Below are 26,442 nucleotides of genomic sequence, written 5' to 3' on the forward strand. Positions count from 1 at the left end.
ATATAACAATATTGCTTACCCTTGTCCATGACAACATATCTTACAATGTACAAAAATCACGCATTCGAATGATTTTTCGCCAAGTTTCTCAGGTTTTTGTGAACTACGCTCAAAATAATACCTTACAGAATAGCACCAGTAAACAGTGATATATAACTACAAATTATAATAACTATGATTAATATGTATTTTTATTATAACAGAAAGTGTGCTAAAATATCAACATACAATGAATCAGGAGGAATACTAAAATGGGAATGACAATGACTCAGAAGATCCTGGCAGCGCATGCAGGTCTGGATCATGTAGAAGCAGGACAGCTTATAGAGGCACAGCTTGACCTTGTTCTTGGAAACGATATCACTTCTCCGGTAGCTATCCATGAGATGGATAAGATGACAGTAGATACCGTATTTGACAAAGATAAAATTGCACTGGTAATGGATCACTTTATTCCGAATAAGGATATTAAGTCTGCTGAGCACTGTAAATGTGTTCGTGAATTTGCCTGTCGCCACGATATCACCAATTATTTTGATGTAGGACAGATGGGAATTGAGCATGCGCTCCTTCCGGAAAAGGGTCTTACAGTTGCAGGCGATGTGATTATCGGAGCTGATTCACACACCTGTACATATGGAGCTCTTGGAGCTTTTTCCACTGGTGTCGGAAGTACTGATATGGCAGCTGGCATGGCTACAGGAAAAGCATGGTTTAAGGTACCGTCTGCCATTAAATTTAACATCGTTGGCAAACCGAAAAAATGGGTAAGCGGTAAGGATGTGATCTTACATATCATTGGAATGATCGGCGTGGACGGAGCTCTTTATAAATCTATGGAGTTCGTGGGAGAGGGAATTAAAAACCTGTCTATGGACGACCGTTTTACTATTGCTAATATGGCAATTGAGGCTGGCGGAAAGAATGGAATTTTCCCGGTTGATGATCTTGCAATCGAATATATGAAAGAGCATTCCAAGCGCCCGTATACAGCATACGAGGCTGATGAGGATGCTGTTTATGAAGCTGAGTACACAATTGATCTTAGCACATTGGAACCAACCGTTGCGTTCCCTCATTTACCAGAGAACACTAAGACCATTTCTGAGATTGGAGAGCCGGTTGTTGTAGACCAGTCTGTAATCGGATCCTGTACGAATGGCCGTATTGACGACCTTCGTGTTGCAGCTCAGATTCTGAAGGGACGCAAGGTTAAGAAAGGGCTTCGCTGTATTGTGATTCCTGCGACTCAGGCAATTTATCTGCAGGCAATGGAAGAGGGGCTTCTTAAGATTTTCATTGAGGCTGGAGCAGTTGTAAGTACACCTACCTGTGGACCGTGCCTTGGTGGATACATGGGTATTCTGGCCGCTGGTGAGCGCTGCATTTCTACTACTAACCGCAACTTTGTAGGACGTATGGGACATGTGGAGTCTGAAGTTTACCTGGCAAGCCCGGCAGTAGCTGCAGCAAGTGCAGTAACCGGTTATATTTGTGCACCGGAAGAATTAGGATTATAAGGAGGAGTACTTATCATGCAGGCAAAAGGCAGAGCTTTTAAATATGGAGATAATGTTGATACAGATGTTATTATTCCGGCACGTTATCTGAATTCTTCAGACCCGGCAGAACTGGCAACTCATTGCATGGAGGATATTGATAATACTTTTGTAAAAAGAGTACAGAAGGGTGATATTATTGTAGCAACTAAGAATTTTGGCTGCGGTTCTTCCCGTGAACATGCGCCGATCGCTATTAAGGCAGCTGGTGTCAGCTGTGTTATCGCAGAGACATTTGCCAGAATTTTTTACAGAAATGCAATCAACATTGGACTTCCGATCATTGAGTGCCCGGAAGCAAGCAAGGGCATTGATGAGGGGGATGAGGTAGAGGTGGATTTTGATTCTGGCATGATCTACAATCGCACCAAAGGAACTGAATTTAAGGGGCAGGCCTTCCCGGAATTTATGCAGAAGATCATTAAGGCGGAAGGACTTGTTAATTATATTAATGCACAGCATTAATATAATTGTTAACAGGCAAAGTAAAATATCCTGTTAAAGGGCAAATCGCCCAATCAATAGAAATTTGTCCAAGCATAAAAACTGACCTTGATGGACTGGGAAAACCAGCTGTCAAGGTCTTTTGGTATATGGGAGAAATATGGACGAAAACTTTGATTTCTGTGATTTTTCTCAATAAAATTGCAGTTTTACCTACGTTCAAGGTTCTTTCATAATTGGATAGGGGCGTTATACATGGGTTACCCGTCTGCTCCGTTCACAGTAACACTTACAGACGATTTTAATTTGTTTTTTGAAAAAACTGTTGATTTTTATTATAACATTTGATACAATATCAACTGTTCGCGGGGTATGGCGTAGCTTGGTAGCGCGCACGGCTGGGGGCCGTGAGGTCGCAGGTTCAAATCCTGTTGCCCCGATTAGTCATTGACAAGTGACTTGAAAAATGTTAAGGTAATAACCACAAAGAACATATAAGAGAAATGCTTTGATAAGGAGTAGTACACAGGTACCGGAGCGCAGAGAGTCATCGGGTGGTGTGAGATGACGGAAGGAAACTGTAGAACTCGCCTTGGAGCAGCTGTCTGAAATTACTTCGAATGATTAGAAGAAGCGAGAGTAGACACAGCCGGATTCCACCGTTACAGGGAAAGGATATAAGGAGTAATCCCGTATCCGATAAGTGTATGGATTCTATTCATGAAATAAGAGTGGTACCGCGTAAGATGTATGTCTTCCGTCTCTTGCACCTGTATGTGTGCAGAGCTGGAGGACTTTTTTTATGTGATAGTAATTCCATTGGAATTTAATACCACATAAAGCTGCTTTATCAGACTGAGCTCTGACCCAGCAGACAAAGAATCCTTCCGTCACGGAAAAGAGAAAAATTAAATTTACAATATGGAGGAATAAAAAATGATGAATGTAAGCAAATACAAAAAACAGTATTATCTTCCACCAGAAACCTGTATGGACTGGGCAAAAAAGGACTATATTGACAAGGCACCTGCATGGTGTTCTGTAGACCTTCGTGACGGAAACCAGGCACTTGTCATCCCAATGAGCCTGGAACAGAAGGTTGAGTTTTTCAAACTTCTTGTACAGATTGGGTTTAAAGAGATTGAAGTAGGATTTCCAGCTGCTTCCGAGACAGAGTATACGTTCCTTCGTACCCTGATCGATCGCAAACTGATTCCTGAAGATGTTACGATCCAGGTACTGACTCAGGCAAGAGAGCATATTATCCGTAAAACCTTTGAAGCCGTAAAAGGTGCGCCTAAAGCTATTGTTCACGTATACAATTCCACATCTGTTGCACAGCGTGAACAGGTATTTAAGAAATCCAAAGAAGAGATTTTAAAGATTGCCGTAGAAGGTGCGAAATTATTAAAAGAACTGGCTGAACAGACAGAAGGAAACTTCCAGTTTGAGTATAGTCCGGAGAGCTTTACAGGAACTGAGCCGGAATATGCCCTTGAGGTCTGCAATGCAGTTATCGATGTATGGCAGCCAACTCCGGACAATAAATGTATCATCAACCTTCCGGTAACAGTGGAGCATTCCATGCCGCATGTATATGCAAGTCAGGTTGAGTATATGTGCAAGCATATGCTTCACCGTGAAAATGTAATCGTATCCTTACATCCTCACAATGACAGAGGTTGTGGTGTGGCAGATTCTGAAATGGGAATTCTTGCCGGAGCAGACCGCATCGAGGGAACTCTTTTTGGAAACGGAGAGCGTACAGGTAATGTTGATATTGTAACACTTGGAATGAACATGTATTCCCAGGGAGTAGATCCGAAGCTTGACTTCTCCGATATGCCTCACATCTGCGAGGTGTATGAGCGTTGCACGGGAATGACAGTTGGAGAGAGAAGTCCATACAGTGGAGCACTTGTTTTTGCAGCATTTTCTGGTTCCCATCAGGATGCAATTGCCAAAGGTATGCACTGGATCGAGGAAAAAGATCCGAACCGCTGGACAGTTCCGTATCTGCCAATTGATCCCACAGATGTTGGACGTAATTATGATGCAGATGTTATCCGTATCAACAGCCAGTCTGGCAAAGGCGGCGTAGGCTACATTCTGGAAACAAAATACGGTCTGAACCTTCCGCCAAAAATGCGTGAGGCAATGGGTTACGCAGCCAAGGGTGTTTCTGATCACCTTCATAAAGAGCTTCATCCAGATGAAATCTTTGATCTGTTCAAAAAGACTTTTGAGAATGTGGGACAGCCGTACAGCATTAATGAAGTGCACTTCCAGCAGACGAGCGAGGGAATTACAACTAAGGTAATCTCCACATTTAATGGAAAAACAATTACCACAGAGGCTGTGGGAAATGGACGTCTTGACGCAGTGAGCAATGCCCTGAAGAAAGCATACGAATTGAAGTATTCTCTGGAAGTATACCAGGAACATGCGTTAGAGCGCAGCTCCAGTTCCAAGGCTATAGCATATGTTGGAATCAAGAAACCTGACGGAACTATGGCGTGGGGAGCAGGCGTAGACCCGGATATTATCCGTGCTTCCATTGATGCACTTGTAACAGCAATTAATAACCGCTGAGAGATTTGTTTAAACCTTATTTATAATAAGAAGCATATTTGATAACAAAAAGACAAACCACCGCGAATCAGTTCATAAAAAAGACTGTGCGGTGGTTTGCTGCTTTGAAAGGTAACGGCGCTTTTTGTCAGAATTCGGCGATAAAAAAGGTTTGACGAACAGAAAAAGAAAAGCTATAATAAAATCCATAAGAAGGGGAGAAATAACCATACCTAAGAATAAAAGGGGACAAATAGAAACAGGGTAAATTTATCAAAAATATTACATGATTTTTGAATGAATCATCCTATTTCTTTCTTGTTGTCTTTCTTTTTTTACCTGTTTTTAGTGAAAAAAGCTATAGAAAGCAAAAAAAACTTGACATTTTGGAGCTTATTAAATATAATTTTCCTATAAATTACAGAAATGTTACAGAATAAATAATAAAAGAAATCAAAACATAACAGAAGTGCAAGGAAAGAAGAATATGAAATTAAAAAGAAGTTTACAACATGTAACAACTTGCAAGAGCGATGCCCAGAAAAAAAAGAATGGAAATGCTCTTGTACATAATTTTGTAGCTCTTAGCGCCTGCGCCACGTTGGCAATGATTTTGGCAGTTGGAACGAAGGTGGCGGAGTTTGGTCCACGGAGCCAGGTATATGCAGCTTCGGACAAAGAGAACAGATCCGCGGATGCCTGGACTGACCTTGGAAGTGTAGAGTATGATCTGCCTACCGGAATTGCCGGTATGGTAACCAGTGTTGCAGATACTCCTTCAGCAGGAACATCTGTAACAAGAATTGGAACTTCATGCGAGAGAGTCATGGTAGGCCAGCGCGTGAAGCAGATAAAAGGAAACGTGGATGAGCTGAATGTAGGGGACTCTATGGCTGATACAGTTGCGAGCCTTGATGCAGCTGCAGTATCCATGTCTGCAAATCCGAAGATCATGTCGGACGCAGATTATGATAACCTGCTTCATATAGTAGAGGCAGAGGCGGGTACAGAGGACATTAAAGGTCGTGTACTAATCGCAAATGTAATTATGAACCGCCTTTCCCATGAGGAATTTCCAGATACCATTACAGGTGTTATTCTGGATCAGAGAAATGGAATTCCTCAGTTTTCACCTGTTTACGATGGTAAGTTTTATGAAGTAACGGTAACAGATGAGACCAGGGAAGCTGTGAAACAGGCATTAGAGGGAACTGACTATTCAGAAGGAGCTCTGTTCTTTGTTCAGCGTTCTGCTGCGGACAAAAAGAACGTGTCCTGGTTTGATAAGGATTTAAAAAAATTATTTAAATATGGTGTTCACGAGTTTTACACCTACCCGGATGAAGCTAAGTCACAGAACACTGAGAATGAAACCTCAGAAGATGACACAAATGTTGTTCAGATGGTGAAAAAATAATATTTTAATAACAGTAACATTCTGTAATAAAGAGATATAAGCCGCCAGGAAATTACAATTCCAGGTGGCTTTTTCAAATTGGGTGTTGATTTAGCACGGTGAAGTATGTATAATACCTGTAAAGTTAAAATATGATAACAAAGAGAGGATGACTGTCGGAAGGTTACAGATTCCGGAATGTGTACCTCATAACAATAAGCGAAAGGCAGGAATAACAAATGCAGGTAATGTACCAGAGCACCAGAGGAAAAGGAGAACCGGTAACCGCTTCCAAGGCTATTTTAAAGGGACTTTCTGAAGATGGAGGACTGTTTGTACCAACACAGATTCCGGCACTTGATGTTTCTATGGATGAACTTTCCAGAATGACTTATCAGGAAACTGCTTATCAGGTAATGAGCCGCCTTCTTACTGACTTTACAGAAGAAGAGCTGCGCACTTGTATCAACCGAGCATATGACAAGAAGTTTGACACAGATGTGATCGCACCTCTTAAGGAAGCTGACGGGGCATATTATCTGGAACTTTTCCATGGTCCTACAATTGCATTTAAAGACATGGCACTTTCCATTTTGCCATATCTTATGACGACTGCAGCAAGAAAGAATAATGTAAAAAATGAAATCGTTATCCTGACTGCGACCTCCGGAGATACTGGAAAAGCAGCACTTGCAGGTTTTGCCGATGTTCCGGGAACCAGGATTATTGTATTCTATCCGAAACATGGCGTAAGCCCGATCCAGGAGAAGCAGATGGTAACCCAGAAAGGTGCCAATACTTACGTTGTGGGTATCACAGGTAATTTTGACGATGCCCAGACAGCTGTAAAGAAAATGTTCAATGATAAAGAACTGGCAGCAGAGCTTTCCCAGGCTGGATTCCAATTCTCTTCTGCAAACTCCATTAACATTGGACGTCTTGTTCCCCAGATCGTTTATTATGTATATGCATATGCTGCGCTGGTGCGCCAGAACAAGATCGAAGCCGGACAGGAGATCAATATAGTAGTTCCTACAGGAAATTTTGGAAACATTCTGGCAGCATTTTATGCAAAACAGATGGGACTTCCGGTGAACAAGCTGATTTGTGCTTCTAATGAGAACAAGGTTCTGTTTGATTTCTTCTCCACAGGTACATACAATAGAAAGAGAGACTTTATCCTTACCAGTTCTCCATCTATGGATATTTTGATTTCCAGCAATCTGGAGCGCCTGATCTATCGCATTACAGGCGGAAATCCTGAGGAGTGTGCAAAACTTATGGAAAATCTTTCCAAGGGTGGTGAATACACTATTACACCTGAGATGAAAGCCCAGCTGAAGGATTTCTATGGAAACTACTGCTCTGAAGAAGAGACGAAGGAAGCTATTCGCGAAGTATATAAGACAAGTGATTATGTGATTGATACACATACTGCAGTTGCTGCTGGCGTATACAAAAAATATGTGAAAGATACCGGAGATAAGATTCCGGCAGTTATTGCTTCTACAGCAAGTCCATACAAGTTTACCAGAAGTGTTATGGATGCAATCTCCGAGGGACATGAGAATCTGGATGATTTCGGGCTTGCAGACGCACTTGAGAAGCTTTCCGGGGTGGCAGTTCCGAAGGCAGTCAACGATATCCGTACTGCACCAGTACTTCATGACCGGGTAGTTGATGCAGAAGATATGCCTGCAACTGTGAAAGAGATTCTAAAAATCAGTTAAAAATCAGTAAAAAGAATTTGTGCATTTTCTGTTGAAAAACAGTATATACTAGAGTATAATTATTTTTAGAAAAATGAATCCTGGGATGTGCGAGGCCCCTTTTATTTTTGAACCTACATTGACATCAAGGGAATCCAATATCGCAGTGCGGATGTCAGACCTCTCGTTGTGGTAGGCAGAAGTCCTGTTGAGGATACCCACCTAGCGGTTAGCTAGGCGTCAAAAGAAAGGGAACGGCATTCTGGGATTTTTTAGAACAGGGAGGCAGGTAATATGGGTGTTACAGCAAAGAAATTTGGAAACTTAACCTCTGGGGAAGAGATTACTTTATACCATCTGGAGAATAAATCCGGTGCATATGCAGAAGTGATGGATTACGGTGCCATTCTTGTGAAGCTTTGCGTTCCGGACAAAGATGGGGAGCTTACAGATGTAGTGCTTGGTTATGACGATGTTCAGCAGTACGAAGTAAATGGCTGCTTCTTTGGTGCGATCATAGGAAGAAGCGGAAACCGTATCGCAGGTGCCAGATTTTCCCTTTATGGACAGGAATACCAGCTTGACAAGAATGAGAATGACAATAATCTTCACAGCGGCCCCAATGGCTTCGAGAAGAAGATTTGGACTGTTAAGAATACAGATTCTGACAAAAATGCCATTACTTTTTCCAGAATCAGCCCGGATGGCGAGAATGGATTCCCGGGAGAATTCCAGGTGTCTGTTACATATGAATTTACAGAGGACAATACCCTGCAGATTTACTATAGCGGAATCAGTGACAAGGCGACACTGGCAAATATGACCAACCATTCCTACTTCAACCTTACAGGGGAGGGAAGCGGCAAGGTTCTTGATACATATCTTACGATCCATGCCAGAGATTATAATCCGGTGGATGAGTTCTCTATTCCTACAGGCGAATATGCAGCAGTAGAGGGTACTCCTATGGATTTTAATAAGGCGAAAAAGATTGGCCAGGAAATCGAGGCAGACTTCCAGCAGCTGAAGTACACTGGCGGATATGACCACAATTATGTGACTGACAATTACGCGAAAGGCAGTCGGAGAACGGTTGCAGTTGCTTACAATGAGACCTCTGGTATTACGATGGATGTGATTTCGGATTGTCCATGTGTGCAGTTCTATGCCGGTAATTTTATTATTGATGAGAAGGGTAAGAATGGACATGTTTACAACAAGCGTGAAGGCTTCTGCCTTGAGACACAGGTTGAACCAAATGCAGTAAATGTGGAAGCATTCCATTCACCAGTACTTGAAGCTGGTGAGAAGTATCAGTCTTTTACCGCATATAAATTTGACGTAAGAAAATAATTACAATACAGATATTTTTGTCTGGTTTTCTTCATATACTTTTGTATGAAGAAGACCAGATTTTTTTATGGATTGAATTATTTCCTGATTGTACTGCTGGGCTGGCTGCTTTTGTTTGGAAAAGCCGCAGAAATGAACAAGAGGAGTGAAGAAAGTGCCAAAAGGGAGCAGAAAGAAAAGAAAAAGGAAACTGACGAAAACAAGGTGCAACAACGAGAGCCTTCCATTCGCGTTCTGCTCACAGACTCGTCCTGGCAATCCTGTTATCACCAGTCAGTAACCATAGAACAAAAAGGAAAAGAACATACCTACACCCCGGATTCACAGGAGCTCCAGAATGATAGTCTGCTTCTGGACGGGGGAACTGATGGCATTGCGATTCCCTCTATTGAAAGAGCTCAGAATCCTCCTGTTTATTATGGAACTCTGGAAATTAAAAAGACAGCGCAGGGGCTGCTGATTATTAATGAATTGTCCCTGGAAGCTTATCTGGAAGCTGTAGTCCCAAGTGAAATGCCTGCATCCTATGAAGAACAGGCATTGATGGCCCAGGCAGTATGTGCCAGAACCTATGCAGTTTGCCAGATACAGGAAAACAGTCTGGAAAAATATGGGGCGGATGTAGATGACAGCGTGAATTATCAGGTTTACAACAATTTTGGGGCAGATAAAAGAACAAATAAAGCAGTACAGGATACAAAAGGTCAGATCCTATGCCAGAATGGAGAACCGATCACGGCTTATTATTTTTCTACATCAGCAGGCAGGACAAGCACAGATGAGATATGGGGAGCAGACAGGTCAGCAGCTTATCTGAAAAGTGTAGAATGTGATTTTGACCAGAATATGCCATGGAGCAGCTGGAGCGTGGAAATTCCCTGGGAAACTTTAGAGAAACGATCGGGAAATCTGGAAGGCAGCGGGGAATTTATAGGGCTTCAGGTTATTAAAAAGAATATCAGTGGTGCAGTTACGGGAATGGAGATTGTGACGGAAAATAAAAGTATACAGCTGGAAGGCGAATATGAAATACGGCAATTTCTTTCCCCGGCAGGGTGTTTGATTACAGAAAAAGATGGAAGTATTGTGAACGGCAGTAATCTTCTGCCAAGCGCCTATTTTGAACTGAACGTGAAATCCGGTAAGGCAGTACAGATTCAGGGGAAAGGGTATGGACACGGTGTGGGAATGAGCCAGAACGGGGCAAATGAAATGGCCAGGGAAGGCTATGGCTGGCAGGAAATCCTAAATTATTTTTTTAAGGATATTACGTTGGAAGTGGTGGGGAATAACCTGTCAAAGCGGGAAACATGACATTTTGCAAGGTATTTTTGTGAACAAAGTTCACAGAAAACCCGAGAATTAAGTTTGCGCAGCAAACGCTGCTGTTTGTGCTTGTCACAGGAAGGTTCGTCTTTTTGTGCATCGCGAAGCGTTTACTGATTATGGAGTGAACAGTAATTGTTGCTGTGAACGGAAAGAACAGTAACACCAGGAAAAAGTAGACAGAAAGCATGTTTCGTGATATGATACAAAAAATGATTACGAAAATGTAACAGGAGCAATCATATGGATAAGAAGAAAGAAAAACAGAGCGTTCTCCAGCTTCTGTTCGGTTTTATGGACAGGGCAAATGGAGACCATGTGGGAGCTTATGCGGCACAGGCAGCATATTTCCTGATTATGTCTTTTATTCCGTTTATTCTGTTTCTCACGACTATAATTCGATATACACCTTTAACATACAATATGGTCAGCGAAACCATCCGGGCATTTGTGCCCCACAATATACAGAATTTTGTGCTTACCATTGTATCAGAAGTATATGGCAGAAGCACGGCGGTAGTTCCGATTTCTGCTATCATGGCATTGTGGTCTGCAGGAAAAGCCATGCAATCCCTTACGAACGGACTGAATAGCATTTATCACGTCCATGAGACCCGTAACTGGCTGATTACCAGAATGTATGCAGTTGTTTATACATTTCTGTTCAGCATTGCAATTATTGCAAGTCTTCTGCTTCTGGTTCTTGGAAATCAGATTCAGATTATGGCAGGAAAGTACGTTCCATTCCTTGGGAGAATTATCGGAAAGATCATTGGAGCCAGGACGGCGCTTGTATTTGCCGGACTGTTTCTGATCTTTCTGATTTTGTATAAAATGCTTCCAAACCGTAAAGCTACTTTTAAAAGTCAGGTGCCGGGAGCTCTTCTGATTGCAGCAGGGTGGTCCTTGTTTTCCTATTTCTTTTCTATTTATTTTGACATGTTTCCAGGCTTCAGCAATATGTATGGAAGCCTGACTGCGTTGATCATGGTGATGCTGTGGCTGTATATCTGTATGAATCTGCTGCTGTATGGAGCAGAGATCAACGCTTATTTTGAAAAACAGTTCAGAATGGCCCAGGCATCCATGAGGGAAATGCTCAGCCGCGAGCGCGATGAGGCGGAAAAAGAGCTTAATAAAGAGAAGAAAAAATATCTGGAAAAAGAGAATGAGAGAAAGAAAAAGATTGAGATGAAAGCTTCAGCTGAGAAAAAGAAGGAAGAGCAACAGACAAATTAACCTCTTGACAGATTCACTCTGATGTGGCATAGTTATAAAAGAGAAAAAGCCAGGAAGGTGTTTTTAGGAAATTATTTTCTTTCAGAGAGAGGAAGCCACCGGCTGTAAGCTTCCTTAAGTTCAGATAGTTTCTGAGTTTCGCACCGGAGCCGCGTTTCTGAAATTTCCAGTAGGAAGCGACGTGAAGCTGCGCGTTAAGCGGCGGGAGAGCCTGTATATACAGGAATCAGGGTGGTACCGCGGAATATGCTTCGTCCCTTTTGTTGGGGACGGAGCTTTTTTATTTTCACGAGCAAGAGTCAAAGTCCACGCTTGGGTGAGAACTTGGTGACTGCCGCGAAAATGTAGGAAATACGCAAAGCGGGTTTTTCGCATTGTAAAGTCCTTGGAGCGCGAGCGCTGAACAATCCGCTTTACGAAAGAAAAAATCTGCTATGTAGATATTTTCTTACCTTCCTTCCCCCCCCTCATCTGGCAGATTATAAAAATAAAGGAGAAATGAACCATGGATATGAAAGAAAGACTTCAGGAACTGGCTGAGAACGCCAGAGTACGGATTGAAGAATCCGAAGGCCTGGATAAATTAAATGATGTGCGTGTGGCATATCTTGGAAAAAAAGGAGAGCTTACCGCAATCTTAAAAGGAATGAAAGACGTTTCCCCGGAGGAGAGACCGAAGGTTGGCCAGCTTGTAAACGAGACCAGAGCTAAGATCGAAGGTCTTCTTGAAGAGTCCAGACAGAAACTGGAAGAAGCAGTCAGAGAAGAGAAGATGAAAGCAGAAGTAATCGATGTTACCCTACCTGCAAAGAAATCCAGAATCGGTCATCGTCATCCCAACAGCATTGCGTTGGAAGAGGTTGAGCGCATTTTTATTGGAATGGGCTATGAAGTTGTAGAAGGTCCGGAAGTTGAATATGCAGATTACAACTTTACCAAGCTGAATATTCCGGAGAATCATCCGGCAAGAGACGAGCAGGATACTTTCTTTATCAATGATTCCATACTTCTTCGTTCCCAGACATCTCCGGTTCAGGCACGTGCCATGGAAAAAGGAAAGCTGCCGATCCGTATGATCGCACCTGGAAGAGTATTCCGTTCGGATGAAGTAGATGCAACTCATTCTCCATCCTTCCATCAGATTGAGGGCCTTGTAATAGATAAAAATATTACGTTCGCAGACCTGAAAGGAACTCTTGAAGTATTTGCGAAAGAGCTTTTCGGACCAGAAACCAAAACAAAATTCAGACCACATCACTTCCCGTTTACAGAGCCAAGTGCAGAGGTTGATGTTTCCTGCTTCAAATGCGGCGGAAAAGGCTGCCGTTTCTGTAAAGGATCCGGCTGGATTGAAATCCTTGGCTGTGGAACAGTTCATCCCAATGTACTTCGCATGTGTGGAATTGATCCGGAGGAGTACACTGGTTTTGCATTCGGCGTAGGTCTTGAGCGTATTGCGCTTCTGAAATATGAGATTGATGATATGCGTCTGCTTTATGAGAACGACATCCGTTTCCTGAAGCAGTTCTGATTTCTGGGCATCGCGAAGCGTGTAACTGTGAAAGTACTGAGCAGTTACCTTTCATAATATAAATATTAGAGTGAGAAGAGGATTAAATAAATGAATACTTCATTATCTTGGATGAAAATGTATGTGCCGGATCTTGACGTAACCGCACAGGAATATACAGATGCAATGACATTGTCAGGTACAAAGGTAGAAGGCTTCACCAGGCTTGATGCTGACCTTGAAAAGATTGTAATCGGACAGATTGAGAAAATTGAGAAACATCCGGATGCAGATAAGCTGATCATCTGCCAGGTGAATATCGGATCTGAGGTGATCCAGATCGTTACGGGTGCTCCAAACGTAAAAGAGGGAGACAAGGTTCCGGTTGTTCTTGACGGAGGTCGTGTAGCAGGAGGACATGATGGAAAAATGACTCCTGGCGGAATCAGGATCAAAGCCGGAAAACTTCGCGGAGTACCGTCCAACGGCATGATGTGCTCCATCGAAGAGCTGGGAAGCAACCGGGATATGTATCCGGAAGCCCCAGAATATGGAATTTATATATTCCCGGAAAACGCAGTTGTAGGTGAAAGCGCTATTAAGGCTCTTGGACTTGATGACGTTGTATTTGAATATGAGATCACATCCAACCGTGTTGACTGTTACGGTGTTCTTGGAATTGCAAGAGAAGCAGCAGCTACTTTTGGTAAGAAATTTTACCCTCCGGAAGTTAAAGAGACAGGAAATGATGAAAAAGCTTCTGATTACGTAAAGGTAACTGTAGAGAAACCGGAGCTTTGCCCACGTTATTGTGCAAGAGTTGTAAAAAATGTTAAGATCGGACCATCTCCGAAATGGATGCAGCGCTGCCTGGCTTCCAATGGAATCCGCCCGATCAACAATCTGGTAGATATCACCAACTATGTAATGGAAGAGTTTGGACAGCCAATGCATGCTTACGATCTCGATACGATTGCAAACCATGAAATTGTTGTACGCTGTGCGGGTAAAGATGAGAAATTTGTCACACTGGATGGTCAGGAACGTATTATGGACGAGAACGTCCTGATGATCTGCGATGGTGAGAAACCAGTTGGAATCGCAGGTATTATGGGCGGCGAGAACTCCATGATCACAGATGACGTACACACAGTTCTGTTTGAGGCAGCCTGCTTTGATGGAACAAACATCAGACTTTCTTCCAAGAGAATCGGACTTCGTACAGATGCTTCCGGCAAGTTTGAGAAAGGTCTTGATCCGAATAATGCAAAGGCTGCAATCGACAGAGCCTGCCAGCTGATGGAAGAGCTTGGTGCCGGTGAGGTTGTTGGCGGTATGGTTGATATCTGCAATAAGGTCAGCAAGCCATCCCGTGTAAAATTTGAGCCAGACCGTATCAACGGTCTTCTTGGAACAAATCTTTCCAAAGAAGAGATGCTTGGCTATCTTGCAAAGATCGAACTCACCTATGATGAGGAGACAAATGAAATCGTAGCACCGACTTTCCGCCAGGATATCCACTGCATGGCAGATGTTGCAGAAGAAATTGCACGTTTCTACGGATATGACAAGATTCCTACAACTTTGCCATCCGGTGAGGCTACTACAGGAAAAATGCCATTCAAGCTTCGCATTGAAAATATCGCAAGAGATATTGCAGAGTACTGCGGATTCTCAGAAGGTATGACTTACTCATTTGAGAGCCCGAAGGTATTTGACAAACTGAGAATTCCAGAAGATAATGTACTTCGTCAGGTGATCACCATCAGCAATCCTCTTGGTGAGGACTACAGCATTATGCGTACCAGTACACTGAATGGAATGCTTTCTTCTCTGGCAACTAACTATAACAGAAGAAACAAAGACGTTCGTCTTTATGAGCTTGGAAATGTATATCTTCCGAAGGCACTTCCACTTACCGAGCTTCCAGATGAAAGAACCATGTTTACACTTGGAATGTACGGAACCGGTGATTTCTTTGACATGAAGGGCGTTTGTGAGGAGTTCTTCGAAAAAATCGGTATGAAGAAGAAAATGGAGTATGATCCGGCAAGCGGAAAACCATTTCTTCATCCTGGAAGACAGGCCGATATGGTATACGAGGGAACCGTTGTAGGTTACCTTGGAGAGGTTCATCCGCTGGTTGCAGATAATTATGGAATTGGGGAGCGCGCATATATCGCAATGATCGATATCAAGAGCGTTCTTGAATTTGCAAATTTTGACCGCAAGTTTACCGGAATTGCAAAATATCCGGCAGTAACCCGTGACATCAGTATGCTGGTTCCGAAACAGGTGCTTGCAGGTCAGATCGAGGACATTCTTGCTCAGAGAGGCGGAAAGATCCTGGAGAGCTATCAGCTGTTTGATATCTACGAAGGAAGCCAGATCAAGGGTGGTTACAAGTCTATGGCTTATGCGCTTGTATTCCGTGATCACGATAAGACCCTGGAAGAAAGCGAGATTTCTGCGGCAATGAAGAAAATTTTAAATGGTCTGGAAGGCCTTGGAATCGAGTTGAGAAGCTGATGCTTTTATATATTGTAAGACACGGTCTGACGCCTTGGAACCACCTTCATAAGGCTCAGGGTTCAGCAGACATTCCTCTTGCTCAGGAGGGAATTGATCTTGCCAGAAGAACAGGCGAGGCTCTGATGGATGTAAAGTTTGATATCTGTTTTACAAGTCCTCTTACCCGTGCGAGACAGACTGCCCGGTTAGTTCTGGGGGGCCGTGATATTCCTGTGATACCGGATAAAAGGATTCAGGAAATTAATTTCGGGGTTCTGGAAGGGCACATTATGAGAACTGGAAATACTATGGAGTCCAACTGCGAAGAATTTGATCTGTTTTTTAAGGATCCTCTGAAATTTCCGCGTCCGGAAAACGGAGAGAATATTCAGGATATCCTGGATCGTACCAGAGAATTCTGGCTTGAAAAAACCTCGGATCCGTCTCTGGCAGACAAAACGATTTTGGTGTCTTCCCATGGATGTGCAGTGCGGGCTCTTCTCCAGAACCTGTACAAGGATCCTGAACATTTCTGGCATGGATGTGTGCCGCCTAACTGCAGCATTAACCTGGTAGAAGTGAAGGATGGTAAGGCCAGATTCCTGGAGGAAGATAAGGTTTACGCCTGAAAATATGAAATATGATATAATACCCCTGGCTGTATGAAAAAGGTGTGAAACGATTACTGTGAAGGTCGTGAGCAGTAACAGGTAACATTTTTCATTAGGCAAGGGGTATGTTTTTTCTTGTTATTATTAGAAAATTGTGATATTATGATAAAAAATGTACCATTATTAATGGAAAATTCACAAAATACACCAATTTATTACGATGGAAGCCTTGGGCGTGCAGATTGCGGGAATGATTTTTCAAACAGCTCTGCAGATGCTATAAGCGCAGAGTAGTTGGCATTCATATATGGTGATGACGTCGGCAGACGGCATATCTATTTTGTGAAAATACAAATGGGGAGGCAGACAATGAAGAAAAAAATCACACATTCTGTATTGTTTGTTGCGGTTCTTGCAGGAACCACTGCTTTGACTTTATTTGCCGGCAGGGGGAACTTATCATCTACGCTCTACAATTTCGTATTTCTGGCGGTGATCGCAGTCCTGTATCTGATCGCAATGTTTGGTGGAATGTTCCGTATGAATAATCTGAGTACGGCATTTCACAGAGCAGTAGAGGAGCTGAACGGTATGTTCAAGACTCCAGGGAAGACAGATCCCAGGAATCTTACATATTTAGGCGAGCTCTTCGATGATAAATATCTGGATCAGAAGATGGACAGCTTTACAGACAGCATTAACAATAGTAAAGAAGGTCTTGGGGATATTGAGGAATTCATTAATGAAGATGAGCTGGATATCCATGTTCATAAGAAGCTTCTGGAAATGGTTCCGGATATCTTTACCAGTCTTGGTATTTTAGGTACTTTCCTTGGTCTTGTCTGGGGTCTTCGGGATTTTCAGCCTACTGATTACAGTGCCATGACTTCTTCTGTAGAAGCGCTGGTGGAAGGTATTAAAGTAGCATTCCTTACCTCTATTTATGGTATCTCTTTTTCCATTATTTATACCTTTGGGATGAAGGGAGAGTATTCATCCATGACAGAGGAACTTCAGGGATTCCTTGAAAAGTTTCATTCTTATGTAATGCCTACAGCGGAGAATGAGTCCAGAAATCTGCTGCTTGCAAGCCAGAAGCTGCAGACAAGCGCCATGAAACAGATGGCAGAGCAGTTTTCCGTTCAGATGGCAGACAGCTTTGAGAAGGTTATCACACCTACCTTCCAGAAGATGAATGATTCTCTGGATATGCTGGTTTCTTCTGTAACCAGATGTCAGGAGGATGCTATTCGTGAAATATCGGACGAATTTTTAAAACAGATGAACAATTCTTTCCATATGCAGTTCCGTGATTTCAACGTGGCACTGGATCAGCTGAAAAAGGCACAGAAAGAGAATACAGCTTATACTTCTGCCATGTACCAGACTATGAGCCAGAAGCTTTCTGAGACCTATGACAAGCAGGACAAAGCCATTACAGATATGGTAAGGGAGATGGGAGGTATGCAGACCCGCTACATGTCTACTGCCAATCGTATCCTTTCTGAGAATCAGGAGATCCAGAAGATGCAGCAGCAGGATTATCAGCATATTGTGGATTATCTGAAGGATGCCGAGAAATCTGCAGCTAAGTTCTGGGTTGCCTGCAACCAGGCAATGCAGAAATATGTTGAAACAGCAGCTTCTTCTATTGAGAGAGTAGGGGCTACAGGTCAGGCAAGTGCAGATCTGATTCAGGCAAACAGCAAGATGGCAGAGCAGTTTACGGCCCAGATGGAGGATTTTGCCCAGTATCAGAGACTTTCCTATAAAACAATGGAACAGGTCCGCAAGCTCCTCAGTGAGGTGACTGCAGCGAATACCAGAGATGTATCTCTGATCGCAAGCGGAAGAAATGATTCTGTAGAGAAGCTGGGCAATCTGATTGCTCAGCAGAATGAGGGACAGCAGGCTCTTCTCGAGGAAATCAACAAGAACATGAAAGAGCTTTCCAAGGCGGCACAGAAAGGAAAATTTGGCTTATTCAGATAAGAGGAGATAGACATGCGCAAAAAAAGAAAATCAGGGGATGGAGGCTTTAATGTATGGCGCTCTTATTCCGATGTTATGGCCGGCGTTCTGCTTCTTTTCATACTGATCATGTCATTGACGCTTTTCCAGGCTCAGAAGAGCTACGACGAGAGTATTCAGGAGAGAGATGAGAAACTGGCTCTGCAGGCAGAGTATACGGCTGATCTTCTTGCCAAGCAGAATACCATTGAAGAACAGGAAGGAACTATTAAGACCAAAGATGAGAAGCTGACTGCACTGGCACAGACTCTGGCAGAGCAGGAAGCCAAGTTAAAAGAGCAGCAGGCTCTTCTGAATCAGCAGCAGACGGATCTGGATGAGAAGACCACGCAGCTTAGTGAGCAGCAGACAAAGATCGATAATATTATTGGTGTCAAGGCTGAAGTTGTGGAAGCACTTCAAAAAGAATTCCAGAAAAATAATATCAATGTAAATCTGGATTCCCAGACTGGTGCATTGACACTGGATGCCAGTGTATTGTTTGATGTTGATGAGTCGGAGCTTACAGATGCTGGTAAGGAAGCACTCCGAAACGTACTTCCGATTTACTGTAAGGTGTTGATGGAGGATACTTATAAGAATTATCTTGCTGAGATCATTATTGACGGTTATACAGATACAGATGGTGATTATGCGTATAACCTGGAGCTTTCCCAGCAGCGTTCACTTGCAGTGGCGCAGTATCTTCTTGACATTCAGGGGGAGTTTCTGACTGAGGACCAGAGCCTGAATCTGCAGGATTACCTGACTGTAAACGGACATTCCATGGCGAATCCGATTCTGGATGCAGATGGAAATGTAGATAAAGAGGCTTCCCGTCGTGTTGAGGTCAAATTCAGACTGAAGGATGACGAGATGATCGAAGAACTGAGTAAGATCATGGCGGGAAGTGAAGAGAGTGCAGCAGATACTGCCACAGAGGCAGGCGCAGATGCAGCAGCTAATTAGTTACATATAATTTTCAAAAGCAAAAGAGTATTTCAAATTCTTAGATCAGAGAAAATGAAATACTCTTTTTGTGTTTACATTTGAAACTCTTTTAGCTGTTTGCGTGGGAAAAAAACAGCTGAAAAAATATGAACAGTTACTATGAATTGCAGGAGGTAGAGTCTTCTATAGAAAATTAGTTGCAATTTATCTGTTTCAAGTATAAAATGAGAAACAGAGTGAGTTTATATCATGTTTTACAAAAGAAAAAGTACTGCTGTAGCATTCGCAGCAGCCACAGATAAAAGGAGAGAGTGAAATGTCAACAAAAATCGGACGTAATGATCCATGCTGGTGCGGCAGTGGAAAGAAATATAAAAAATGCCATGAGGCTTTTGATGCGAAAGTAGAAATCCTGCGTCAGAAAGGATATCCGGTTCTGGATCATAAACTGATCAAGACTCCAGAGCAGATTGAGAAGATTAAAGAGAGCTGTCGAATCAATGTTGCAGTACTTGATTATGTGGCAGAGCATATTAAAGCTGGTGTATCAACAGAAGAAATCAATCATTGGGTACATGAGGAAACTGTGCGTCATGGAGGAATCCCGGCACCGTTGAATTATGAAGGGTTTCCAAAAAGCGTGTGTACTTCTGTGAATGAGGTGGTATGCCATGGAATTCCATCTGAGGATGAGATCCTGAAGGACGGTGATATAGTAAATGTAGACGTTTCTACAATTTACAATGGCTATTTTTCTGACTCATCCCGTATGTTCTGTATTGGAAATGTAAGTCCTGAGAAAGAAAAACTGGTCCGCGTAACCAAAGAATGCGTGGAAATCGGTATTTCCAAGGTAAAACCATGGGAACCTATTGGAAATATGGGTCACGCTGTTCATATGCATGCACTTGAAAATGGCTACACAATTGTAAAAGAAATCGGCGGACATGGTGTTGGCCTGGAATTCCATGAGGATCCCTGGGTAAGCTATACTTCCGAAGAGAACAGCGGCGTGATTATGGAGCCGGGAATGATGTTTACCATTGAGCCTATGGTAAATATGGGAAGCGATGAAGTATATACAGATGAGGAAGATGACTGGACAGTACGCACTGAGGATGGTATGCCTTCTGCCCAGTGGGAAGTAACCGTGCTGGTAACAGAGGATGGCTGCGAGGTTATCTGTTGGTAATTGTTAAAAAGGTTGTCTTTGAAAAATTCTTTTTCGACTTGTTTTATGCACTTTTTTATAAAAATAATGGTTGCAAACAGAAAATAATTATAGTATAATCACTTATGTTGTGAAAAAAGATGGTCCGCTGTTACCGTGATGGGTATTAAGAACATCCAGAGAATAAGGAGAGAATAAAATGAACGAAATTATTAAAAACATCGAAGCAGAACAGCTGAAAAAAGACGTACCGCAGTTTAACGTAGGTGATACCGTAAGAGTACACGCACTGATTAAAGAGGGTAACCGTGAGCGTATCCAGATCTTTGAGGGAACTGTATTAAAGAAACAGGGCGGAAGCACCAGAGCTACTTTCACAGTAAGAAAAGCTTCCAACGGCGTTGGCGTTGAGAAAACATGGCCGCTTCATTCCCCACACGTAAAAGAAGTAGAAGTTATCCGTCGTGGTAAAGTTCGCCGTGCGAAACTGAACTACTTAAGAGACCGTGTAGGTAAAGCTGCTAAGGTTAAAGAGCTTGTTAAATAATTTCAATCGAAAATTGCTGGTTGCTGTTCACTGGTGATGTTCCGCGAAGTGCTTTCGTGAACGAAGTGAATACGAACAGTGACTTTTGCTGCGCAGATGGCCGTGATGACTGTCTGGGCAGCATTTTTTTGATTATTTTTTCTTTTTCTTTTTCGGGATATGTGATAAGATAATAAAGTATCTGGCCTGAGATGAAAAAAAGTGTTTTGGAACCAGACGCAGGACATGCAATTATGACACGAATGGAGTAGATATGAGCGACAGAAGAAATAAAAGAGAAAAAGAGCAGTTGTTCAACATGCCGGAAATTGCAAAACTGGAGAAAAAATCTTTTTCTGGTGCCATAGAGAAATTAGAAGACAGTAAACTGAAAAAAGTTTTGATCTGGGTATTCGAGATCACAGTTACACTAATCTTTGCAGTGCTGACCTCCATGATGCTATTTCAGTCTGTGACGATGCAGGAGAGCTCCATGGAGCCTACTCTGGCAGTTGGAAGCCGGTATTTTGTAAACAAGCTTGCTTATAAAGCATCCTCGCCGAAACGTGGCGATATTATTGTATTCCGCACAAATGCAAGTGATGATGCGGCTCTTCATATCCGCCGTGTGGTCGGACTTCCAGGTGAGACCATTCAGATCGTGAATGGAAGAATTCTGATCAATGGAGAGACATATAAAGAAGGCAAAGATTTCCCTACGATCAACAATCCGGGAATGGCAGCCAATGCCATTACACTGGAAGCGGGAGAGTACTTTGTCCTGGGCGATAACCGTAATAACAGCGAAGACAGCCGTTATGGCGATATCGGACGAGTGAATAAGAAATATATAACTGGTAAGCTCTGGTTCCAGATATCCCCGAAGAAAGACATAGGGCCGTTGAATAATTAAACTGTAAGACTTTTATAAAAAATAAGTGATTGTTCAGCACGTTCGCGGTTATACGCTTTGTGGAACGGTATCTGCTGAACAGCTGTAAGAATGAGGTAAATATGAACGTACAATGGTATCCTGGTCATATGACCAAAGCGAAAAGACAGATGCAGGAGGACATTAAGCTGATCGACCTGATCATTGAGCTTGTGGACTCCAGAGTTCCCCTTGCAAGCCGGAATCCGGATATTGACGAGCTTGGGAAAAATAAAGCAAGGCTGATTCTTTTGAATAAATCAGACCTTGGAGATGAACGCCAGAATGAAGCATGGAAAGCTTATTTTCAGGGGAAGGGGTTCTATGTGGTAAAAGTAGATTCCCGTAGCGGCTCTGGTATGAAAGCAATTCAGGCGGCTATTCAGGAAGCCTGCAAGGAGAAAACGGAGAGGGACAGAAGAAGAGGAATCAAAAACCGCCCGATCCGTGCTATGGTAGTAGGAATTCCTAATGTTGGTAAGTCTACTTTTATCAATACTTTTGCTGGAAGAGCATGCGCCAAGACGGGAAACAAGCCAGGTGTAACCAAGGGCAAACAGTGGATCCGCCTGAATAAGAATGTGGAGCTTCTGGATACTCCTGGGATTCTCTGGCCCAAGTTTGAAGATGAGGCAGTGGGAATGCGCCTTGCCTATATTGGTTCTATCAAGGACGATATACTGAATATGGAGGAGCTTTCCCTTACGCTTATTGATTTCCTTCGGGAAAAATATTCTGGTGCATTGGAGAAACGCTATCAGATCCAGGAGGAAGGTACAGCTGTGCAGATATTAGAAGCAATCGCGCGTTCCAGAGGATGTCTGAAGAAGGGGGAGGAGCTGGACTATGCCAAGGCCTCTCTGATTCTGTTCGATGACTTCCGCTCTGGAAAGATTGGAAAAATTACTTTGGAGTGGGTGCCGGAAGAAGGTAAATAATATGCAGAAAATCGGAGAAATAAAGTGTGAAATCCAGGCTGCTGAACCGGGAGAATATGCCACTCTTTTTGAAAAATACAAAGAGGATACAAGAAGTGGAGTCAGGAAGCTTCTGGAGCAGCTTCATAAGAAAGAAGAGGCTTACCAGAAGGAACTTCTGCGCACAGAAAAGATGAAGGAATTTGAGCGCAAATACGAAGATTTGGGCTATGTGTGCGGAATTGATGAAGTTGGAAGAGGCCCGCTGGCAGGTCCTGTTGTAGCGGGGGCTGTTATTTTGCCAAGAGACTGCAAAATCCTGTATCTGAACGATTCCAAACAGTTGAGCGCTAAAAAAAGGGATGAATTGTATGATGTGATCATGGAGAATGCGGTAGCTGTTGGAATCGGAATGGCAAGTCCCCGGAGAATTGATGAGATCAATATTCTTCAGGCTACCTATGAGGCAATGCGTGAGGCTGTCAGTAAGCTGGAGCCGGTGCCGCAGATTCTTCTCAATGACGCAGTAACCATTCCCGACGTGACTATACCTCAGGTGCCGATCATAAAAGGGGATGCCAAGAGTATTTCCATTGCAGCTGCCAGCATTGTAGCTAAGGTCACAAGAGACCGGATGATGGTAGAGTACGATAAAGTGATGCCGGAATATGGCTTTGCCTCAAATAAGGGGTATGGAGCTGCAGCACATATTGAAGCCTTGAAAAAATATGGTCCAAGTCCGATTCACAGGGCAACTTTTATAAAGAATTTTATAGGATAATGTGAAATTTTGAAAAGGCTGATGGTCCGGATATGAATATGTTTTGCGGTTATGAATACAAAAGATACCTACACAGAAGTATATATGGGAGTTTTTATGCAGAAAAACAAGCGAAAAGTAGGTGCTTTTTATGAAGAAATCGCTGCAGATTATCTGGTTTCCCAGGGCGTGATGATTCTGGAGCGAAATTACAGGAACTGGCTGGGGGAAATCGACCTGATCGGAATGACTGCTGATGGATGGTTGATTTTTGTGGAGGTTAAGTACAGAAGTTCGGAACGCTCAGGAAGTCCGCTGGCAGCAGTGAACGGCAGAAAGCAGCTGGTGATTTCCAAGGTGGCAGTGGAATATTTGAAGAATCATTACAGAAGCATGGATGTGAGATGCAGGTTTGATGTGGTGGGAATTAACGGCGATAAGATCTGTTGGATAAAAAATGCCTTTGATTTCTGTCAGTGAGCCAGAGCCTGTTTGAAAAAATATTCCTGCAATCTGTATGCCCCACTTTGCGGTATACTATGCCAGAATTCTGTTGACGTAGCTCGCTGCGGCGCCCTTATCCGGACAAAATCTCCCACAAATTGTGACGCACATCTTGCAGAAAGCCTTTTTCAAACACGCTCTAGAGAATGAATTCTTAACAGGTTCGAGAAGAACTGTGAGATCAGAAGAAGAGGAGAATCAGATGAAGATTAAATGGCATAACGAAAATAAACTTCATATGCAAGTAAAAGAAAATAATGGAGTCACCTATCTTACTTATCCCTCTTTTGAACAGTTCCCGGATATTGTGCATTGTTTCAGTACAAGACTTGGCGGTGTAAGCCAGGGAATTTTTTCATCTATGAATCTTAGCTTTACAAGAGGTGATGAAGAAAACGCGGTAAAAGACAATTATCGCAGACTTAGTGCAGCGGTAGGCTTTTCTTTGGAAGATATTGTCACATCTGATCAGACACACACTACAAACGTGCAGCTGGTGGGGGCAGAAGACAGGGGGAAAGGTGTAACGCGTCCAAGAACATATAAAGATGTGGATGGAATGATCACCAATGTTCCAGGTGTTGTTTTATGCACCTTTTATGCAGATTGTGTGCCGCTGTATTTCGTAGATCCGGTTCACAAAGCCATAGGCTTGTCTCATTCCGGATGGCGTGGGACAGTTGGGAAAATCGGTAAGGTGACTATAGAGAAAATGGCAGAGCAGTTTGGCTCAGATCCGGAGGAGATTTTTACGGCAATTGGTCCCTCCATCTGTCAGGACTGCTATGAAGTAAGCGAAGATGTGATTCTGGAATTTCAGAAAGCTTTTGAAGAGAAATACTGGGAAAAGCTTTTTTATAAAAAGAAGAATGGTAAGTACCAGCTGGATCTTTGGGAAGCAAACCACATTATTTTTCTGAAGGCAGGAATAAAAGAAGAGCATATTTCCATGCCTGGAATTTGCACCTGCTGTAATCCGGAATTCCTCTTTTCCCACAGGGCATCCCATGGAAGGAGAGGAAATCTGGCAGCTTTTCTGGGCATTCGTCGGGAAAAATAATGTTACAGACAAGTGCAGATGCGTTTTACTGCCCATGTAAATAAGTAAATATAAAGAAGCCCTGTACCACAAACGAGATAATGTGGAACAGGGCTTTGTTTGTTTATTGTCTATTACTGATTTACACGCTTCATCAGATCCATGATCTTCTCATTGCTGGAACGAACCTTCTCAACAGAAACATCATGGTTGATGATATCCATAATACTTGCAAGATATTTGCTCATATTTGCTTCCACATAGTAAGGTCTGGTAAGAAGCTCCGGAATACGGTAGTTCAGGTTAGTTGTGATAACCTTGTCAATCCAGCCTTTCTCATAGTAAGCGTCAAATTTATCCATGCCTTCTGTAAACAAACCGTAAGTAGTGCAGATGAATACACGGTTGGCGTGACGCTCTTTGATCTGTTTGGCAACGTCAAGCATACTTTCTCCAGAAGAAATCATGTCGTCGATGATAACAACGTCTTTACCTTCTACAGAGTCGCCAAGGAACTCATGAGCTACGATGGGGTTCTTGCCATTTACCACTGTGGAATAATCACGTCTCTTATAGAACATGCCCATATCAACGCCCAGAATATTGGAAAAATATACGGCTCTGGACATAGCACCCTCATCCGGACTGATGATCATGAGATGATCATTGTCAACCTGGAAATTGTCAACGTTCTTTATCAGAGCTTTCAGGAACTGATAGGTTGGGAAAAAGTTGTCAAAACCATTTAACGGAATGGAGTTCTGCACACGCGGGTCATGAGCATCAAACGTGATGATATTGGATACGCCCATATCACTTAATTCACGAAGTGCCAGTGCGCAGTCAAGAGATTCTCTCTTCTTACGTCTGTGCTGACGGCCTTCATAAAGGAATGGCATGATTACATTGATACGATGTGCCTTACCTGTAGCTGCGGAAATAATTCTCTTCAGATCCTGAAAGTGGTTATCCGGAGACATGTGATTCTCGTGACCGCAGACAGTGTATGTGGAACTGTAGTTGGTAACGTCTACCATAATGTAAAGGTCGGTTCCTCGGACAGATTCCTTAATGATTCCCTTACCTTCACCGGTACCGAAACGCGGACATTCGCACTCCACGATAAAAGAGTCTTCGCTGTATCCCTGTGGAACATTGTCAAGGCCCTTCTTTTCTACAAGTTCCTTACGGAATTTTACCAGGTTTCTGTCTACCTCCTCTGCAAGTTCGCGGCAGCCCTCCAGCGCAGCGATACGAATAGGTGCGACAGGCATAGATTTCTCAAGCAATTCTATGTTCGGCATGATATTCCTCCTAAGTAGTATGCTAATTATCGATTCGATTATCTGCAAAAAAATGGGGACACATGTCCTTTACCTTTGCAGATCTCTTCTTTATATTTAT

General features: G+C 42.9%; 23 protein-coding genes, 1 tRNA gene, 1 other RNA gene and 2 other annotated features. Of the genes, 24 read left to right on the top strand and 1 reads right to left on the bottom strand.

From position 1 onward, the window contains the following. Window positions 1–251: 251 nt before the first annotated feature. The 24 genes from leuC (at window position 252) to pgeF (ending at window position 25,059) form a co-directional block, all read left to right on the top strand. Entirely contained in the window at window positions 252–1,520 is a 1,269-nt protein-coding gene (leuC, locus tag PGQ38_RS03975) for a 3-isopropylmalate dehydratase large subunit (RefSeq protein ID WP_118578465.1), read from the top strand. Window positions 1,521–1,535: 15 nt separating this feature from the next. Next, the gene (gene leuD, locus PGQ38_RS03980; protein WP_118578464.1) at window positions 1,536–2,024 is read left to right on the top strand and encodes a 3-isopropylmalate dehydratase small subunit; all 489 of its coding nucleotides are present in this window, start codon (window positions 1,536–1,538) and stop codon (window positions 2,022–2,024) included. 345 nt (window positions 2,025–2,369) lie between these two features. After that, window positions 2,370–2,443 (top strand) — tRNA-Pro (locus tag PGQ38_RS03985). A gap of 59 nt (window positions 2,444–2,502) precedes the next feature. Then, window positions 2,503–2,771: a binding site (T-box leader), on the top strand. A gap of 168 nt (window positions 2,772–2,939) precedes the next feature. After that, window positions 2,940–4,595, top strand: coding sequence for a 2-isopropylmalate synthase (locus PGQ38_RS03990; RefSeq protein WP_187565692.1), 1,656 nt, complete (start codon window positions 2,940–2,942; stop codon window positions 4,593–4,595). Between the two features lie 466 nt (window positions 4,596–5,061). Beyond that, window positions 5,062–5,991 (top strand): cell wall hydrolase, encoded by a 930-nt coding sequence (locus tag PGQ38_RS03995; RefSeq protein WP_118578463.1) that lies wholly within the window; start codon window positions 5,062–5,064, stop codon window positions 5,989–5,991. A 218-nt stretch (window positions 5,992–6,209) separates the two neighbouring features. Then, window positions 6,210–7,700 (top strand): threonine synthase, encoded by a 1,491-nt coding sequence (gene thrC, locus PGQ38_RS04000; protein ID WP_270430855.1) that lies wholly within the window; start codon window positions 6,210–6,212, stop codon window positions 7,698–7,700. Window positions 7,701–7,774: 74 nt separating this feature from the next. Further along, window positions 7,775–7,952: non-coding RNA, 6S RNA (gene ssrS, locus PGQ38_RS04005), on the top strand. A gap of 21 nt (window positions 7,953–7,973) precedes the next feature. Continuing rightward, the gene (locus tag PGQ38_RS04010) at window positions 7,974–9,032 is read left to right on the top strand and encodes an aldose epimerase family protein (RefSeq protein WP_270430857.1); all 1,059 of its coding nucleotides are present in this window, start codon (window positions 7,974–7,976) and stop codon (window positions 9,030–9,032) included. 132 nt (window positions 9,033–9,164) lie between these two features. Next, entirely contained in the window at window positions 9,165–10,346 is a 1,182-nt protein-coding gene (locus PGQ38_RS04015) for a SpoIID/LytB domain-containing protein (RefSeq protein WP_270430858.1), read from the top strand. A 255-nt stretch (window positions 10,347–10,601) separates the two neighbouring features. Beyond that, the gene (locus tag PGQ38_RS04020) at window positions 10,602–11,597 is read left to right on the top strand and encodes a YihY/virulence factor BrkB family protein (RefSeq protein ID WP_173715516.1); all 996 of its coding nucleotides are present in this window, start codon (window positions 10,602–10,604) and stop codon (window positions 11,595–11,597) included. 42 nt (window positions 11,598–11,639) lie between these two features. After that, window positions 11,640–11,859: a binding site (T-box leader), on the top strand. Between the two features lie 249 nt (window positions 11,860–12,108). Next, window positions 12,109–13,128, top strand: a complete 1,020-nt coding sequence (pheS, locus tag PGQ38_RS04025) for a phenylalanine--tRNA ligase subunit alpha (RefSeq protein ID WP_173719482.1) — start codon at window positions 12,109–12,111, stop codon at window positions 13,126–13,128. 90 nt (window positions 13,129–13,218) lie between these two features. Continuing rightward, window positions 13,219–15,636, top strand: coding sequence for a phenylalanine--tRNA ligase subunit beta (gene pheT / locus PGQ38_RS04030; RefSeq protein WP_173719474.1), 2,418 nt, complete (start codon window positions 13,219–13,221; stop codon window positions 15,634–15,636). After that, window positions 15,636–16,247, top strand: a complete 612-nt coding sequence (locus PGQ38_RS04035; protein ID WP_118578458.1) for a histidine phosphatase family protein — start codon at window positions 15,636–15,638, stop codon at window positions 16,245–16,247. Before pheT ends, PGQ38_RS04035 begins: the two co-directional genes overlap by 1 nt. 117 nt (window positions 16,248–16,364) lie before the next feature. Beyond that, on the top strand, window positions 16,365–16,523 hold the full coding sequence (locus PGQ38_RS04040; protein WP_270430860.1) for a hypothetical protein: 159 nt from the start codon (window positions 16,365–16,367) through the stop codon (window positions 16,521–16,523). A gap of 75 nt (window positions 16,524–16,598) precedes the next feature. Continuing rightward, entirely contained in the window at window positions 16,599–18,221 is a 1,623-nt protein-coding gene (locus PGQ38_RS04045; protein WP_270430861.1) for a MotA/TolQ/ExbB proton channel family protein, read from the top strand. Window positions 18,222–18,233: 12 nt separating this feature from the next. Further along, window positions 18,234–19,208, top strand: coding sequence for an OmpA family protein (locus tag PGQ38_RS04050; protein WP_173715521.1), 975 nt, complete (start codon window positions 18,234–18,236; stop codon window positions 19,206–19,208). A 298-nt stretch (window positions 19,209–19,506) separates the two neighbouring features. After that, window positions 19,507–20,382, top strand: a complete 876-nt coding sequence (locus PGQ38_RS04055; RefSeq protein WP_173769094.1) for a methionyl aminopeptidase — start codon at window positions 19,507–19,509, stop codon at window positions 20,380–20,382. Between the two features lie 178 nt (window positions 20,383–20,560). Further along, window positions 20,561–20,908, top strand: coding sequence for a 50S ribosomal protein L19 (gene rplS, locus PGQ38_RS04060; RefSeq protein ID WP_118578454.1), 348 nt, complete (start codon window positions 20,561–20,563; stop codon window positions 20,906–20,908). Between the two features lie 253 nt (window positions 20,909–21,161). Beyond that, on the top strand, window positions 21,162–21,800 hold the full coding sequence (gene lepB / locus PGQ38_RS04065; RefSeq protein ID WP_330674428.1) for a signal peptidase I: 639 nt from the start codon (window positions 21,162–21,164) through the stop codon (window positions 21,798–21,800). 101 nt (window positions 21,801–21,901) lie between these two features. Further along, window positions 21,902–22,756, top strand: coding sequence for a ribosome biogenesis GTPase YlqF (gene ylqF, locus PGQ38_RS04070; RefSeq protein WP_118578453.1), 855 nt, complete (start codon window positions 21,902–21,904; stop codon window positions 22,754–22,756). A gap of 1 nt (window position 22,757) precedes the next feature. Beyond that, window positions 22,758–23,516, top strand: a complete 759-nt coding sequence (locus PGQ38_RS04075; protein ID WP_173715523.1) for a ribonuclease HII — start codon at window positions 22,758–22,760, stop codon at window positions 23,514–23,516. Between the two features lie 96 nt (window positions 23,517–23,612). After that, window positions 23,613–23,975, top strand: coding sequence for a YraN family protein (locus PGQ38_RS04080; RefSeq protein WP_118578485.1), 363 nt, complete (start codon window positions 23,613–23,615; stop codon window positions 23,973–23,975). 12 nt (window positions 23,976–23,987) lie between these two features. After that, window positions 23,988–24,149 carry a DUF6783 domain-containing protein gene (locus PGQ38_RS19730; RefSeq protein ID WP_306467810.1) on the top strand — a complete coding sequence of 54 codons (162 nt, stop codon included), beginning with the start codon at window positions 23,988–23,990 and terminating at the stop codon, window positions 24,147–24,149. Between the two features lie 52 nt (window positions 24,150–24,201). After that, window positions 24,202–25,059, top strand: coding sequence for a peptidoglycan editing factor PgeF (pgeF, locus tag PGQ38_RS04085; protein WP_195477498.1), 858 nt, complete (start codon window positions 24,202–24,204; stop codon window positions 25,057–25,059). Window positions 25,060–25,172: 113 nt separating this feature from the next. Here pgeF and PGQ38_RS04090 read toward each other — a convergent pair whose 3' ends face one another. Next, window positions 25,173–26,342, bottom strand: coding sequence for a ribose-phosphate pyrophosphokinase (locus PGQ38_RS04090; protein ID WP_148462606.1), 1,170 nt, complete (start codon window positions 26,340–26,342; stop codon window positions 25,173–25,175). Between the last annotated feature and the right edge of the window lie 100 nt (window positions 26,343–26,442).

The organism is Blautia faecis (genome assembly GCF_027662325.1).
In the GTDB taxonomy this organism is placed as follows: Bacteria; Bacillota; Clostridia; order Lachnospirales; family Lachnospiraceae; genus Blautia_A; species Blautia_A faecis.

What these genes read in the sequence shown, in the direction of transcription:
- lepB (WP_330674428.1), top strand. Translation starts at nt 21,162, where the DNA reads ATGAGCGACAGAAGAAATAAAAGAGAAAAAGAGCAGTTGTTCAACATG.
- ylqF (WP_118578453.1), top strand. Translation starts at nt 21,902, where the DNA reads ATGAACGTACAATGGTATCCTGGTCATATGACCAAAGCGAAAAGACAG.
- PGQ38_RS04045 (WP_270430861.1), top strand. Translation starts at nt 16,599, where the DNA reads ATGAAGAAAAAAATCACACATTCTGTATTGTTTGTTGCGGTTCTTGCA.
- PGQ38_RS04075 (WP_173715523.1), top strand. Translation starts at nt 22,758, where the DNA reads ATGCAGAAAATCGGAGAAATAAAGTGTGAAATCCAGGCTGCTGAACCG.
- PGQ38_RS03990 (WP_187565692.1), top strand. Translation starts at nt 2,940, where the DNA reads ATGATGAATGTAAGCAAATACAAAAAACAGTATTATCTTCCACCAGAA.
- PGQ38_RS04020 (WP_173715516.1), top strand. Translation starts at nt 10,602, where the DNA reads ATGGATAAGAAGAAAGAAAAACAGAGCGTTCTCCAGCTTCTGTTCGGT.
- leuD (WP_118578464.1), top strand. Translation starts at nt 1,536, where the DNA reads ATGCAGGCAAAAGGCAGAGCTTTTAAATATGGAGATAATGTTGATACA.
- thrC (WP_270430855.1), top strand. Translation starts at nt 6,210, where the DNA reads ATGCAGGTAATGTACCAGAGCACCAGAGGAAAAGGAGAACCGGTAACC.
- PGQ38_RS04090 (WP_148462606.1), bottom strand. Translation starts at nt 26,342, where the DNA reads ATGCCGAACATAGAATTGCTTGAGAAATCTATGCCTGTCGCACCTATT.
- PGQ38_RS04080 (WP_118578485.1), top strand. Translation starts at nt 23,613, where the DNA reads ATGCAGAAAAACAAGCGAAAAGTAGGTGCTTTTTATGAAGAAATCGCT.
- pheS (WP_173719482.1), top strand. Translation starts at nt 12,109, where the DNA reads ATGAAAGAAAGACTTCAGGAACTGGCTGAGAACGCCAGAGTACGGATT.
- PGQ38_RS04050 (WP_173715521.1), top strand. Translation starts at nt 18,234, where the DNA reads ATGCGCAAAAAAAGAAAATCAGGGGATGGAGGCTTTAATGTATGGCGC.
- PGQ38_RS03995 (WP_118578463.1), top strand. Translation starts at nt 5,062, where the DNA reads ATGAAATTAAAAAGAAGTTTACAACATGTAACAACTTGCAAGAGCGAT.
- PGQ38_RS04010 (WP_270430857.1), top strand. Translation starts at nt 7,974, where the DNA reads ATGGGTGTTACAGCAAAGAAATTTGGAAACTTAACCTCTGGGGAAGAG.
- pgeF (WP_195477498.1), top strand. Translation starts at nt 24,202, where the DNA reads ATGAAGATTAAATGGCATAACGAAAATAAACTTCATATGCAAGTAAAA.
- PGQ38_RS04015 (WP_270430858.1), top strand. Translation starts at nt 9,165, where the DNA reads ATGAACAAGAGGAGTGAAGAAAGTGCCAAAAGGGAGCAGAAAGAAAAG.
- PGQ38_RS04035 (WP_118578458.1), top strand. Translation starts at nt 15,636, where the DNA reads ATGCTTTTATATATTGTAAGACACGGTCTGACGCCTTGGAACCACCTT.
- rplS (WP_118578454.1), top strand. Translation starts at nt 20,561, where the DNA reads ATGAACGAAATTATTAAAAACATCGAAGCAGAACAGCTGAAAAAAGAC.
- PGQ38_RS04055 (WP_173769094.1), top strand. Translation starts at nt 19,507, where the DNA reads ATGTCAACAAAAATCGGACGTAATGATCCATGCTGGTGCGGCAGTGGA.
- leuC (WP_118578465.1), top strand. Translation starts at nt 252, where the DNA reads ATGGGAATGACAATGACTCAGAAGATCCTGGCAGCGCATGCAGGTCTG.
- pheT (WP_173719474.1), top strand. Translation starts at nt 13,219, where the DNA reads ATGAATACTTCATTATCTTGGATGAAAATGTATGTGCCGGATCTTGAC.